The 12383-nt window shown below is 42.7% G+C and carries 16 protein-coding genes; 2 read left to right on the top strand and 14 right to left on the bottom strand.

Annotated features, from left to right (window positions below):
* Positions 1 to 3: 3 nt before the first annotated feature.
* From ACL02P_RS23825 to ACL02P_RS23760, 14 genes are all read right to left on the bottom strand, one after another.
* Positions 4 to 1986 (bottom strand): VirB4 family type IV secretion system protein, encoded by a 1983-nt coding sequence (locus tag ACL02P_RS23825; protein ID WP_412838217.1) that lies wholly within the window; start codon positions 1984 to 1986, stop codon positions 4 to 6.
* A gap of 181 nt (positions 1987 to 2167) precedes the next feature.
* A complete protein-coding gene (locus ACL02P_RS23820; RefSeq protein ID WP_412838216.1) occupies positions 2168 to 2950 on the bottom strand; it encodes a hypothetical protein in 783 nt (260 codons plus the stop codon).
* Between the two features lie 337 nt (positions 2951 to 3287).
* Positions 3288 to 3680: a hypothetical protein gene (locus ACL02P_RS23815; protein ID WP_412838215.1), complete on the bottom strand. Its 393-nt coding sequence runs from the start codon at positions 3678 to 3680 to the stop codon at positions 3288 to 3290.
* Between the two features lie 182 nt (positions 3681 to 3862).
* Positions 3863 to 4315 (bottom strand): metal-dependent hydrolase, encoded by a 453-nt coding sequence (locus tag ACL02P_RS23810; RefSeq protein ID WP_412838214.1) that lies wholly within the window; start codon positions 4313 to 4315, stop codon positions 3863 to 3865.
* Positions 4312 to 4851 carry an HD-GYP domain-containing protein gene (locus ACL02P_RS23805; RefSeq protein ID WP_412838213.1) on the bottom strand — a complete coding sequence of 180 codons (540 nt, stop codon included), beginning with the start codon at positions 4849 to 4851 and terminating at the stop codon, positions 4312 to 4314. Before ACL02P_RS23805 ends, ACL02P_RS23810 begins: the two co-directional genes overlap by 4 nt.
* Positions 4848 to 5687, bottom strand: a complete 840-nt coding sequence (locus tag ACL02P_RS23800; RefSeq protein ID WP_412838212.1) for an HNH endonuclease — start codon at positions 5685 to 5687, stop codon at positions 4848 to 4850. The genes ACL02P_RS23805 and ACL02P_RS23800 overlap by 4 nt, the downstream gene beginning before the upstream one ends.
* A gap of 18 nt (positions 5688 to 5705) precedes the next feature.
* A complete protein-coding gene (locus tag ACL02P_RS23795; RefSeq protein WP_412838211.1) occupies positions 5706 to 6119 on the bottom strand; it encodes a hypothetical protein in 414 nt (137 codons plus the stop codon).
* A 31-nt stretch (positions 6120 to 6150) separates the two neighbouring features.
* Positions 6151 to 6435 carry a stage V sporulation protein S gene (locus ACL02P_RS23790; RefSeq protein WP_412838210.1) on the bottom strand — a complete coding sequence of 95 codons (285 nt, stop codon included), beginning with the start codon at positions 6433 to 6435 and terminating at the stop codon, positions 6151 to 6153.
* Positions 6436 to 6675: 240 nt separating this feature from the next.
* Positions 6676 to 6861 (bottom strand): hypothetical protein, encoded by a 186-nt coding sequence (locus ACL02P_RS23785; RefSeq protein ID WP_156124725.1) that lies wholly within the window; start codon positions 6859 to 6861, stop codon positions 6676 to 6678.
* 213 nt (positions 6862 to 7074) lie between these two features.
* A complete protein-coding gene (locus ACL02P_RS23780) occupies positions 7075 to 7740 on the bottom strand; it encodes a hypothetical protein (protein WP_412838209.1) in 666 nt (221 codons plus the stop codon).
* Positions 7733 to 9964 (bottom strand): ATP-dependent RecD-like DNA helicase, encoded by a 2232-nt coding sequence (locus ACL02P_RS23775; RefSeq protein WP_412838208.1) that lies wholly within the window; start codon positions 9962 to 9964, stop codon positions 7733 to 7735. Before ACL02P_RS23775 ends, ACL02P_RS23780 begins: the two co-directional genes overlap by 8 nt.
* The gene (locus ACL02P_RS23770) at positions 9964 to 10758 is read right to left on the bottom strand and encodes a transcription termination/antitermination NusG family protein (protein WP_090725968.1); all 795 of its coding nucleotides are present in this window, start codon (positions 10756 to 10758) and stop codon (positions 9964 to 9966) included. Before ACL02P_RS23770 ends, ACL02P_RS23775 begins: the two co-directional genes overlap by 1 nt.
* A gap of 28 nt (positions 10759 to 10786) precedes the next feature.
* Positions 10787 to 10927, bottom strand: a complete 141-nt coding sequence (locus ACL02P_RS23765) for a hypothetical protein (protein WP_156124767.1) — start codon at positions 10925 to 10927, stop codon at positions 10787 to 10789.
* Between the two features lie 66 nt (positions 10928 to 10993).
* Positions 10994 to 11188, bottom strand: a complete 195-nt coding sequence (locus ACL02P_RS23760) for a helix-turn-helix transcriptional regulator (protein WP_009226489.1) — start codon at positions 11186 to 11188, stop codon at positions 10994 to 10996.
* Positions 11189 to 11349: 161 nt separating this feature from the next.
* Between ACL02P_RS23760 and ACL02P_RS23755 the strand changes: the two genes are divergently transcribed.
* On the top strand, positions 11350 to 11781 hold the full coding sequence (locus ACL02P_RS23755; RefSeq protein ID WP_009226488.1) for a helix-turn-helix domain-containing protein: 432 nt from the start codon (positions 11350 to 11352) through the stop codon (positions 11779 to 11781).
* 113 nt (positions 11782 to 11894) lie between these two features.
* Entirely contained in the window at positions 11895 to 12374 is a 480-nt protein-coding gene (locus ACL02P_RS23750) for an ImmA/IrrE family metallo-endopeptidase (protein WP_009226487.1), read from the top strand.
* The last annotated feature ends 9 nt before the right edge of the window (positions 12375 to 12383 follow it).

The following is a 12383-nucleotide window of genomic DNA, read 5'->3' as shown; positions in this document are numbered from 1 at the left end:
TTCCTATGCTGTTCCCTCAGCCCTAGTTCTTTCCTTGATATATCGTTTACGCTCCGCGTATAACGGATCGTTCGGGTCTGTGGTAAACAACATATGCTCATATGGGGATGCATCTACATGTACGATAGCCGATTGATTATCAACTTTGACGAGCATATCTCCCTTGCGAGCTTGATAAACAAGGAAGTCGGCTTCTCCTTCAGTTAACGCTAGTTTTCCGCGCACAGCATCAATATCCAGCGCCTCCTGAATGCCGATAATCTTAATCGGGCTGTTTTTAATGGCAGCCATTCCAGCTTGAGAGCGAGTAAACACCTCCAACCCCTGAGTAACAGGAACAATCCCTGTATTAGTGGCGCGTCCTTCACGAAACGCACTTTCTGCCCAAACAGCTCCAAAATCTTCGTCAAGAAATATATTCTGGCATTCTTCAATGATGAGGAGTTTCTTAACCTCTGGATGTTTCTTCGCCCAGCGTTCCATCATCCAGCGTTCAGTAACAAATAAACCGATAGGACGCATGATTTCCGGATCAAGGCGATTAATCGCAAAACCAAAGATTGGTGCATTCTTCAGTTCTACTGTAGAAGGACCATCAAAAATAGCGTATGAACTCATTTCACCCTTGCGGGTAAATGGTTGTAATAACTCACTCGCCTTTCTAATGGCTTCGCTTTTATGATTGCTCATCTTATCATACAGCCCAACTAGTTCAGGCATTGCTTTTCTTACTTTCCCAGTCCGAAAAATGCCATCTTGTACAATCTGATCCGTCGTGTACAGACTCTCAGGGTCTGTAGTTATCTCGTACTCCGCATACTGCTGTCTTATAGCTCGACCAATAAATACTTTCACTTCGCCGGTTAATACACTTCGGTCATAAACAGAAATCATTTTAAAGACTAATGCCTGTACAGAATTCGCCGCTTCTTCGATATCAACAAATCTTGTCCCGTCTGCAAGTTCTGTAATGTCAACATCATATGGATTGATACGATGCTTAGAATGCTCGTGGAGTTCAATAAATGGGCAGCCCAAAGCACGAAGAAAGTCGCCGTACTCTCCCTTCCAATCAATAATTCCAATTTGCCTTCTTAGATGTGAGGAACGATGTGTAACTAACATGGTCACAAACGTTTTCCCGGCACCAGAACGTCCAATGATGCACATATTATAATTCGCTAGTTCTGGATGCCAGTTGTCCAGCCACACCGGACGTCCCATACGATCTTTACCAATTACCACGCCACTACGATGATTTAAGCTGCCTCCCCCCCACGGAAAAAGATCAGCCACGTTGGAGCTTTCCAGTGATAGATAGTGTTCCTTAGATACCTGTATTTCGGGGGCTGTAGGCATGACAGATTGCAAAGCTGCAAGTTGCCTTCCATCAGCCGAACGTAGATAGATCGACTTCCCTGCAAACCGCTGAACAAGTGAACGGCACAACTTCATGAGTTCTTTCCACTCAGGGGCGCTGACGATCACTTGAATAGAGACCCGGAAACTGCGTTCCACGTTTAAACGAATACGTTTTTGTCGTTCCTTGAGGTCGGCAATTTCGTCTCTCATGGCATCAATTTTGCGAACGTCCTTTTCGTCAGCCAAATCCGATATCAATCCCGCTATCCGTCTGCCGATTTCATCCAGTTCCCGGTCGTTTGATGAAGGGTGAACGTGGATCGCTAAATCCACATCCCCTTTACCATGATCACCACGAATTAGAGAATCCAACATACCTGCCCAAGTGTTGCCCGAAGAAATCTCAGCATAAAAACTACGGAAATATCGAGTTGGCGTAATCGTACCACCGACTTCTACTGCATAGTCATCAAGCTTAATTTGGTTAGCGCTTATATCTCTCGGTATTGTTTCTCGAATAAATGATGGGGCGGCAAAATCAACTCCGCTTGCCTTCCCTGTATTAAGAAGGAGCTGGGTTTCATTTCTTAGCCCCTCTTTATTCCTTTTTAAAAAACTGAACACCTCTATTCCACCTTCTTATACCGCTAATTTATCTCCACAAGCTTTACATGTACGAATAAGCTGACCGCCTAAATAACTCAATGAAAATCTTACACTCCCACAAGGACAAACTCCGGGCCTATATGGAACTTGATCAATTTCATTCTTCCTGACCCTTTTAACTGCATCTGACCAGGTTCCTTTACGCATTTTGCAACTCTTCCTGTGTTAAAGAGTGCTTTAATCTTTTGAATGAATCTGATCGTATTGCATCGATCATCCGCACTTGTGGAGCCAGCTCACGCTGTAAAGTTTGATAGGTATAATTCCATACTCCTGCCTTATCCAGACGCTGATATCGCATTCCTACTTGTTCACAGAAACCATATAAAATGTTCTCTGCTTCTTCCAATACTTGCAATGCCAAATCAGACTTTTCTTCTTCCGACAAATTATTTTTCTTAGGAGCGGCTTTGTCTAAAATCGCATTCATTCTCCCTGCCCCTGCCACTCCTGTTTCCGCCTTCAAAGGGTCGTATTCAAAAATAATATAGCCGTGATAATTTCGGATCGTGCCTTGATCTAAACTCTCTATCAAATACTGCCTTACCATGTCACCAGACTTTTTCAAGTCCGGATATTCGTCAGGAAGTTCCTGAACCGATTGTCCGTAGGCATCCGTATAATCCTTCATCTCAAACAGTTGGGATTGTACGATGAATGTAACCGGCAACGAGATTGTGTTAATGAGTCCAAGGAAGTTAAGCCACACCGCTTTATTCTCCTCAATGGATGCGTTATCCAAGTTGATAGGTTCAACTTCAACCACTAAACGATATACATTACCGTTTTGAGCAAGCCCATCCCATGTGATATTGGATTTATTCGCGATTAGTTCCTGAACAGTAAGCGGCTGTTCCTTTTTTCGATACTTCAGTAAATATAATGCCACGGCGATTAAGGCAACAATAATCAGCAGAGCCATTTCATGCCCCTCCCTTCTTGTAAAGAAACTGTCTCTTACGAAGCCTCAGCTTTATCATCAAGTAGTAATATTTCCATACCGGGAGGTTAGTCCCGGTATGTTTGAAATAGCAAAGATACATGCAGATTAAGAACGGTATGGAATAGTGGAGCCTTGAATAAAACCAGTCTGTCCCAATGCGCGGAACCACCTTGGACATCTGAACAGACAAATACCCCCCAACTGTCCACCATGCCGCTTGACTAAGACTTAGGCCAATGCCAAAGACCGTAATGAACTTTTCTTTGATCGCGCTTTTGTACGGTATCGGATGATATTCTCCCCACATAGTAATTCCTCACAGTTTCGACAGATCTATACCAAATAATCCGAAGACCGCGCCCAAGATATCTTCTGTCCAAAACGACAAAATTAAGAAAGCAAGGAAAAACACAATTTTCCCTTTCGTCTCTCTTAAAGTGTCTGGGGAAAAACCTGCCCGAAAATAACTGATAGCAAGCCACAACCCAAAGATAATTGTGAGCGTTACAAAAATCCGGCGTGCCATATCAACACCCGCAGTGGTTGATTCATCTACCTTTTTCTCCAAATTAGATACTTCGCTGCCTTGGCTGCCTTGGATTCTCTCTTTAATGCTATCCGCATGTACAGAATTCTGAACAGGGACAACACTGAACATAAATAACAACGCCGTCATCATGACTAGAATAATTTGCTTAAATCTTTTCAACTGGATACCCTCCTTCATTTGCATACTCCTACTCGTTTGTCTTTCCGATACTCACTTACTGACCACGCAATGCCATACTTTTTGCTAATCCAACCTGCAAACATCTTGGTTTCCTCCTTTCATATGTTCTCGATAAAAGCAAAAAAGCTCCCGCAATATGCAGGAGCCTCAATGTTGGTTGATTAAGTGATATAGAAATAATTATAGCCGCCAAGTACCATCCATGCTCCCCAAGCTGCCATTGCTGCTGTCTCCACAAATACCGGAGGTATACCAAAGAGCGGTATGCCGAATTTCCATGGAATCGGCCACAGTAAAGCAACTCTACCTGTAATGACATCCAACAGCAGATGCGAAACATAACCAATCAAAAAAGGCCATTGCCAGCTTGAATGAACGCTAAGCAATAACCATATACAAAATCCAAATAGGATGCTATGTGTCAATGTCCGCTTTCCAAGAGTAGACTCCAGCATACTCGGCAAAACAGGAATAAAACGCCCTAGCAAGCTATTATTACGATCTATATCAGCCAGTAAGGATGAAACTGCTACAACCGCAAGCTGGGCTGGAGAGTGGATGCCAAGCACAACTGCGGCGGTCACTCCACCTACTAAATGAGATGCCCCATTCATACTGCGACACCTTCTGCCATCATCTGCAAGAATGCTTCGACCACTCTTGGATCGAATGCCTCACCACTTTGACCTTTAATATAGTCTAGCGCTTTACTTGCAGGCCAAGCCGCCTTGTACGGTCTATCAGAACATAGAGCATCAAACACATCACATACAGCAACAATGCGACCATACAGTGGAATGGCTTCACCCATGAGACCATGGGGATATCCTTGTCCGTTCCAACGCTCGTGATGTGAAGCAATAATCGCCCTCGCCGCTTCCATCTCTTCACCTGTATGTACAGACAAGATGGATAGGCCGTACTCAACATGTCGTTGCATCAACCTACGATCCTCTTCATTAAATTTTTCTTTTGAAGTCAATGACGTAGGAATAGCTATCTTACCAATGTCATGATACAAGGCTCCCTGACCTATTAGATGAATCTCATGCTCACTTAGTCCCAACTGACGCGCTAATGACATTGAAAGTTTACTGACTCGCCTAGCATGATTATGATCAAGTATATTTAGCACATTTTCTAAAATCACTTTTGCTCCTCCTTAAGCAACTGCTTTAATTCATTTAAAAGCCACTTGGAGGCCTCGCCTCCGGTAGCCAGCATCTTTTGTACAGATACCAATAATCGTTGAGCCTTCTTTTGCTCCTGATCTTCATCTTGCTTAACAAGTTGTTCCGCCCCCTCTTGTTTCAGAATGGCCTTGCGCAATTCTCTAGTGCTCATGGATTCATCGCCAGCTTTAATCAACATAGCAGCCGGTTCATTTGAATGGCTAGCTACTCGATGGTGATACCAGCTCAATGCAGGATGTCGCGATTCAGGTGTAGGGAACGTCCGATAGACATGCACCAGCTCCCGAATTTGCGCCGGGCTGATTCCAATCTGCGAGGACAGGAATTTTTGCTTGGCTCCGGCAGCCAACATTGCATCCAGCAACTGCCCTTTAACGAACCTTGTTTCTTGCTCTTGTTCATCAATCTGGATATACGCTTGCAGCAGTTCCTCAACCTTGGGCTGAGGGGCTGGCTGGGCTGGAGGAGGCTGATAGCTCAGTTTCAAAATATCCGCCACTTCCTCTGGTGTTAGCCTTTCACGCTTGGCAACGACAGCTATTAATTCATTTCTGTCCAAATTGCCATCATGAAACAGTCTATGATGCCAACCACACAAATGAATTAGATTTTCCCTTCGATCATCCCCGCCAGCCCCACGAGTACGAATATGATGAGGTTCACCTTCTGCTGGATGACTACAACGTTCTCCAGTAACAGGGTCAATGTACTCACAGGTATGTCCAGATTCTTCACGTATGTTCTGGATGTTTTCTCTACTACGAATTCGTTCAGGCTTTGTTAATGTGCTCATATGAACGATTCCTCCATTCTATTTAGCTAATGACAAGACAGGGGAATTACGGCGTAAATCAATGGCCTGGAGCGCTACAAGATATAATTCATGATCCCATGAATTCAATCCATCAGATAAGTCGAAATCACGACCGTTCCAAAGGTTCAAGCCAAGTTCGACCAATCGTCTCGTCTGTCCAGTAAGTGGAGCCGTATCACCTGACGTTTCCCCACGATCCCTTCTTTGCACAAAATCTTCTGGATCATCCAGGTAATCAAAATACCAATCAAAAGGCCCATGCTTCTGCTTCTCCAATGAGAAACACTTATATATCTCTGGATATGACCCAATATAACAAGCAGCGCAATAATCTCTTGCTTTCTTCACTTCTGGGAACTTTACTGCAATCCGCTGAAAGTTAGTCTTGTGTTGTTCATCAGCAAAGAACATTTTTTCACCCCCTCACAGGAAATTGTCTCTATCAGTTGCTACCAGACTCGACAATCAGTTTCATAGCTGTTCTCTGTTTCCCCTCGATCACAACATCCACAAAAGCAGGGATACAAGTCAGGTTGATACCTTGGGATGATACATACCCCCTAGCTACAGCTACAGCTTTAAGCGCCTGGTTGACAGCTGCTGCACCAACGGCTTGTAACTCCAGCTTCACCTTTCCATCGCGTCCATCGCGGATAACGCCAGCCACAGCACCAGCTAGTGCGTTTACCGAAGATTTTGAAGATACTTTAAATACATTTTCAGACATATCGAATTCCTCCGTTTTTACTTTTTAAGAGTTGTCTCACTCTCTATAAAATACAAAAAGCCTCTGACCTGATAAGCAGTCAAAGGCTATCTATTGCGTTGCATTAAATTTCGAACTACATGCCTGCTTAGCGCTCCCTGTTCCTCCCTCCAGTGCCCCTCAGCCCATTCGCCAAAGTGACACCCACCACAGCCGGCGCTTCAAAGACTGTTCATGGTGCGCACGCGCATGCCCTGAGTTTTAAGGATCATCCTCCTCAACTTCAACCTCTTCCCATGTATAACTCACATTTTCTCTGATCCATTTTCGTACCGCTTCATCCAACGACTTTTTGACCTCTGTTTCGTTTGATGCTTCCCATGAAATTTGAAGATCAATATCGTATGTATCTTCATCATCTTCACCAAAGTTAAATTGAATACGCACGTTTTTTGTTATCCTCAATCATTTCATCTCCTCCTGAATTCCATGGACTCTGTATTTTATATAGATTAAGAAAGAAGACCACCCGCTAAAATCGCGAAACCCTTGATACATAAGCATTTTTCCGCATTTTTGGGTGTCACCTTTTCGTGACACATGTGTCCCCTTTTGGTGACACCCCCTGCTCGCAAAAAACCTGTATTTTTTTGAACTGTATTATTTTCCCTTCTGCTTTTTTACAACTTCCAAAAACTTCTTTCTCTTAACCAACTTTCCATACTGACTATGTGGTTCAACAATGGCTTTGATCGGCAGTTTCACTCCAGACCTTTCCAAGATGTTGTAATGAATCATCAGTTGGACAATCCCACTTTGAAGCCTATTTTTATCCCCACAGCATATAATCTCTGGATTCAAGAAAAACGGACGCCGAGTGACATGACGTCCGTAAATTTTTAGTTCATGAACATTGGCGAATTCATACATAATCCCTTTTTCAATTAATGCAGATATCATTTCACTTGTCTTTTGCCGACTTCGCTTCAGATATGTTGCAATCTCCGACACGGAACAATATTGCCCGGATGTAGGATCGACAATAGCATTAACGTTCATTTTGAGCATTGGGGCAAGCGTAAAGATAAAGCTAAACTCAGCACTGGTTAAATATTGAATCTGACATAGATAAGCTATATTTTCATCAATGGTTTGAGAGAACCTTGTTTGATTTACTGCTCTCTGCCTTTTGCGTACAATCATGAACCCTTGTTCATTAGCCTTGGCTTCTTCATCATTGACCTTACTTAGATCAATCTCAGTTCGCCTTTTCACCTTCAATTCTGCCTGTTGAAGTGTCTGCTTTAACGTCCCAATCTTATCCATATACCTTCCTCTGCCCTGTAGGAATACTCAGCATATTACTCTCAATCCGCTCACTTAGTGCTGTATTACGCTGCACCATCTTGTTGTTGCTTATAGCCATACTAAGTGCCTTGCGAGTCCCTATCATGACACAAACCCTCTCTGCTCTCGTCAGGCCAGTATAGATCAGATTTCGAGCCAACATAACGTAATGGCTGGTAGAGACAGGCATAATAACTACAGGGGCTTGTCCACCTTGAGCCTTGTGTATGGTAATGGCATAGGCCAAGAGCAAGTCCTTTAGTTCGTGCTTACTATAGACCACTACTTTCCCGTGAAAATCACAAGCAAGCCCTATTTCATCCGTCAACTCACCACTTTCATTTTTGATGGATATCGTACCAATTACCGTCCCTATATCACCGTTTAATACCTGTTTATCATAATCATTCTTAGTCTGGATAACCTTATCTCCTTGACGATAGATGCGCCCAGCGGTCTTTATCTCGGCTTTATCTAATGCCGGTGGATTCACCGCCGCTTGGAGTGCATTATTTAATTCTTCCGTACCAATAACCCCTTTTTTCATCGGTGAAAGCACAAGAATGTCTTCCAACCTATACCCCTTGTCCAAGAATCTTAGCACACTAAGTACGACCAGATGAGCAATTCGTTCCGGCTCGGGCTGCTCGATGAAAAAGAAATCATCTTTGGTTTTATCAATGACGACCTGCTCACCATGATTTATACGATGAGCGTTCATTATAATTTGGCTTTCTTGGGCTTGACGAAAGATTTCTGTTAGACGTACATGAGGAATACAAGCAGCGATCATGTCATGCAGCACATTTCCAGGCCCCACAGATGGAAGTTGGTCGCTGTCTCCTATAAGAACCACTTTTGTATTTGGCCCGATGGCTTGAAACAAGTTATATGCAAGCTGCAAATCCTTCATTGACACTTCGTCAATAAATATCAGATCAAAGGGCAGAGGCATATTCTCGCCATACTCCGGCTCAGCACCAAGACGGAATCCAAGCATCATATGAATAGTGGAAGAGTCCATGCCTGTTAGCTCTCCAAGTTTACGAGCCGCACGGCCTGTAGGCGCACATAGCCCAATGGTTGCTTCTGGATAGTGCTTTTTATAGATGTCAATCATGGCCTTTACCACAGTGGTTTTACCTGTGCCTGGATTGCCGGTAATGATCAACAATTGTTGCCTGAACAGTTCTCGAACTGCCTCACGTTGCTTTTCAGCCAGTACAATTCCGTGTTGCAGCTGATACTCGCGAATCATCGGTTCTAAAAAAGGCATAGCTCTGCCACTCCGGGTTGCCATGCAAGCCAGCTTATGAGCAAGTTTATTTTCATAGATATACAGGTGCTTCGGATAAATCCTATCTTCTTCCCAAACCACTTGTTCATGGGCAGCCATCAGTTGCAGTTCTCTTTCAATGTCCTGCTCTGAAACTCCCCTTAAAAGCTCCTTAGTACGCTCAATCAGATCACGCTCAAAGACAAAGCAGTGACCGCCTCCATAGCACATTTCACCAAGAACATGTTGCAACGCTGCGTTCAGACGATACGGTGAGTCCATACTAATACCAATTGCCATAGCAATCTCATCGGCCTTAAGAAACCCAATTAGCCGAATCTCAGTTAGCCGGTAGGGATTGCGCCGCACTATATCTACGCACTCTTTACCCCACTGCTTGTACATCTTGGTGACAATATCCGCAGAAATTCCGTAGGGCAACAACGTCATCATAATCTGCTGAATTTCAAAATTGCTTTTAATGCTATCTGCAATTTTAACTGCACTTTTCGTGCCAATCCCCTTAATACCCATTAGACAAGCGGCACCCTCATGCATAATTCGTTCCAGTGCCCGATCACCGAGCTTTTGAACGATCAATTCAGCAGTTTTCACTCCGCACCCTTTGACGAATTTAGAACTGAGGAAGGAAATAATCTGGTCCTTGGTTTTAGGCAAAGGCCGCTCCCAGTGATCTACAGCAAACTGTAGTCCATATTTGGGGTGAGTCTCCCACTTACCATGAACAGTAATCCGCTCCCCTTTGTTTACTCCGTAAAGATTGCCTTTAATGGCAAAGGGTTCACCGCCGTTTTCCGGCTGCCAACGCGCTACACCAAAGGTATCCTCCTCACTCAAACTACCGTTACGTGGATGGATGAAGTACACCACATGGCCTGTGCTCGTTTCTAGTAATGGTGCTTCCATCAGCTAACACCTGGCTCACGAAGATATTTAAACAATAAAGTTATCAATGATCGCGGTGATTGCAGCCATTTGCTTTGAAGATCAACAGAGTATATAATTTTGTCCAAAAAGGTTCTTGGAAAACTCACAATTTCTTTGTTATTTCTTACAAATGCTCGTACCCTTTCAGCCATACGATTCTTAAGCTGCTGAATACCACTCAGTTCCTTCGCTACTACTCCAACCGGCTCTTCATAAACCTTTTCAACCAATACATTCATCTGTTGTTCAGCAACATCCAAAGCTTTTAGTGCTTGCGCGCGCTCTTCCTTAGTCTTGGCCATATTGACTTCATGCAGAGCATTCTTCATATTTTTCTCAACTTCATCGACTTCATTAGATGCCGATGTTTCTTCAACAGGGACTGCTATCTCAACTTGTTGTTCTTCTGGTTCCAGCCCGAGCATTTTTTGAAACTCATCAGCTCCGATAACTTGTCCAGAGCCAGTAAATTGTTTTATTACTCCGGGGATACTCTTGATGAGATGCCACACATCGACAGGTAAATGCGCCGAGCAATTATTTTCATCGACTGAGTAATTCATTTCAATAAAAATATAACCGGGCATAATAGCACGTTTAATCTCTTTTCCAAGCTTTCCCTGACCGAGCAATCGTCGAGTAGTTGTTGTAAATGTATGTACTGCCTTGATCCAATTTTGAGCGGATTCATTTCGAGCAAACGCCCACTCCATCAGCTTTTTAACATTGTTCTCTTTACCAGTCATAACCTGTATTGCAAACGCAGCTCCCATCAGAGTACCTCCTTCATCGTTTTACTTACTACATAGCTTTTTCTTGCTTTGCTTTTCGGCTAGCTTGAATCTCAGCAGCGTATTTGATATTTAAAGCTGCCAGCATTTTGTGCAGCTTATTCCAAGCTTTTTCAGATAAACCAGGGTTATATGGTTTTGAGATTTGCATTCTAATAATCGCCTCCAACAAAGTTTCTATAAAGAATACTTTTTTGAAATTATGTTTTCATTTAGTTTACTTTTGAGGTAAAAAAATATCATCAGGATACATATTAAAAAATGCTGCTATTTTTACTGCAAGATCATAGTAAAGTTTCCTTTTACCGTTCTCGATTTGCCAGTAGTAAACCTTACTTATCCCTACAGCATCAGCGACTTCCTGACAAGTTTTATTATTATTTTTTCTTATTTGCTTTAAAGTCAAGAGCACTATGCAGCACCTCCTTGAATAAACCATTAGTGAACTATACCCAGTATATGTTAGCGTTTAGTGAATTGTCAATGAATAATTTCTATTTAGTTAACTACATTGAAGTTAGCCGCTCGTTAACTTATTATTAAGTTAATTGAACTTGTTCTGGAGTGATTAAATTGTCTTTTCCCTATCGTTTAAAGCAACTTAGAAAAGAGCATAAGTGGACACAAGAAGAGCTAGGTGCAAAACTGAACCTAACTAAAGTTTCCATTTCAGGTTATGAAAATGGAAATAGAACTCCTGACATGGACACCCTCATAAAAATATCAAACGTCTTTAATGTGTCTATCGATTATCTCGTAGGAAAATCAGATGTACGTTCTGTTGATTCACCCATTATTTCCGGACAAGTCTTGAAGAATTCAATCACTAATTCTCCAAAGCCACCACTTCTTGAACAAATTTTTTTCGATGGTTTTTTAGAGGCTTCAAACGAAGAAAAGGAAGAAATTATTCGCTACTGGCATGAAGAAATCAAAAAGAAAAAGAAAGTACCTCCTACAGAAAAAGACACTGACGAATCCGCTTGGGATTTGAAAGATAAATAATTCTATAGCCCTTTAGGGCTTTTCTTTTACAGTTTAAACAGAACATACGTTCCGTTTAAACGTGTTTTCAAAGCTTAGAACACCATAATCACCAAGAAAAAGGACGATGTTTCATGAACTTAAACTTAGAGCAGCAAGTGAATAAACTCTTGAATTATCTCAATATCCACTACCCACACGAAATCGACATCGAAGCCATCGCTTATGCTTGTAAAGCCGAAGTCTTTCCAACTTCAATCCGCAGTCATTGTATCGCCCATCCCACAAAAATAGGATGGAGCGGTTTATATATCAACGATCAGTTATCTCTGCCTGAATGGCGACAGACCGTAGCCCATGAGTTGTGTCATCATGTTCTACATGTAGCCTCCCACTTAGAAATATCGAACTTACATATCCAGCGCCACGAAATACAAGCAGCACATTTCGCAGAGTATCTGCTTGTACCCCTTCACATGATCAATCATGACGATATTGCACACATCAATTACCTTGATGAAGGTATTCGCTGGATTGCTGAAGAATTTGTCGTTCCACTCGACTTAGCCAAAAATAGATGGGAAGCCTGGAATGCACAAAACATTAATGCTTAAGGAAGCGAT

Source organism: Paenibacillus sp. MB22_1 (assembly GCF_047200555.1).
GTDB lineage: Bacteria > Bacillota > Bacilli > Paenibacillales > Paenibacillaceae > Fontibacillus > Fontibacillus phoenicis.
The sequence above is the reverse complement of the archived record's forward strand: the minus strand, read 5'-3'. Positions and strand labels throughout refer to the sequence as shown.

What these genes read in the sequence shown, in the direction of transcription:
- ACL02P_RS23775 (WP_412838208.1), bottom strand. Translation starts at nt 9,964, where the DNA reads ATGGAAGCACCATTACTAGAAACGAGCACAGGCCATGTGGTGTACTTC.
- ACL02P_RS23820 (WP_412838216.1), bottom strand. Translation starts at nt 2,950, where the DNA reads ATGGCTCTGCTGATTATTGTTGCCTTAATCGCCGTGGCATTATATTTA.
- ACL02P_RS23800 (WP_412838212.1), bottom strand. Translation starts at nt 5,687, where the DNA reads ATGAGCACATTAACAAAGCCTGAACGAATTCGTAGTAGAGAAAACATC.
- ACL02P_RS23765 (WP_156124767.1), bottom strand. Translation starts at nt 10,927, where the DNA reads ATGCAAATCTCAAAACCATATAACCCTGGTTTATCTGAAAAAGCTTGG.
- ACL02P_RS23750 (WP_009226487.1), top strand. Translation starts at nt 11,895, where the DNA reads ATGAACTTAAACTTAGAGCAGCAAGTGAATAAACTCTTGAATTATCTC.
- ACL02P_RS23770 (WP_090725968.1), bottom strand. Translation starts at nt 10,758, where the DNA reads ATGGGAGCTGCGTTTGCAATACAGGTTATGACTGGTAAAGAGAACAAT.
- ACL02P_RS23780 (WP_412838209.1), bottom strand. Translation starts at nt 7,740, where the DNA reads ATGGATAAGATTGGGACGTTAAAGCAGACACTTCAACAGGCAGAATTG.
- ACL02P_RS23790 (WP_412838210.1), bottom strand. Translation starts at nt 6,435, where the DNA reads ATGTCTGAAAATGTATTTAAAGTATCTTCAAAATCTTCGGTAAACGCA.
- ACL02P_RS23810 (WP_412838214.1), bottom strand. Translation starts at nt 4,315, where the DNA reads ATGAATGGGGCATCTCATTTAGTAGGTGGAGTGACCGCCGCAGTTGTG.
- ACL02P_RS23795 (WP_412838211.1), bottom strand. Translation starts at nt 6,119, where the DNA reads ATGTTCTTTGCTGATGAACAACACAAGACTAACTTTCAGCGGATTGCA.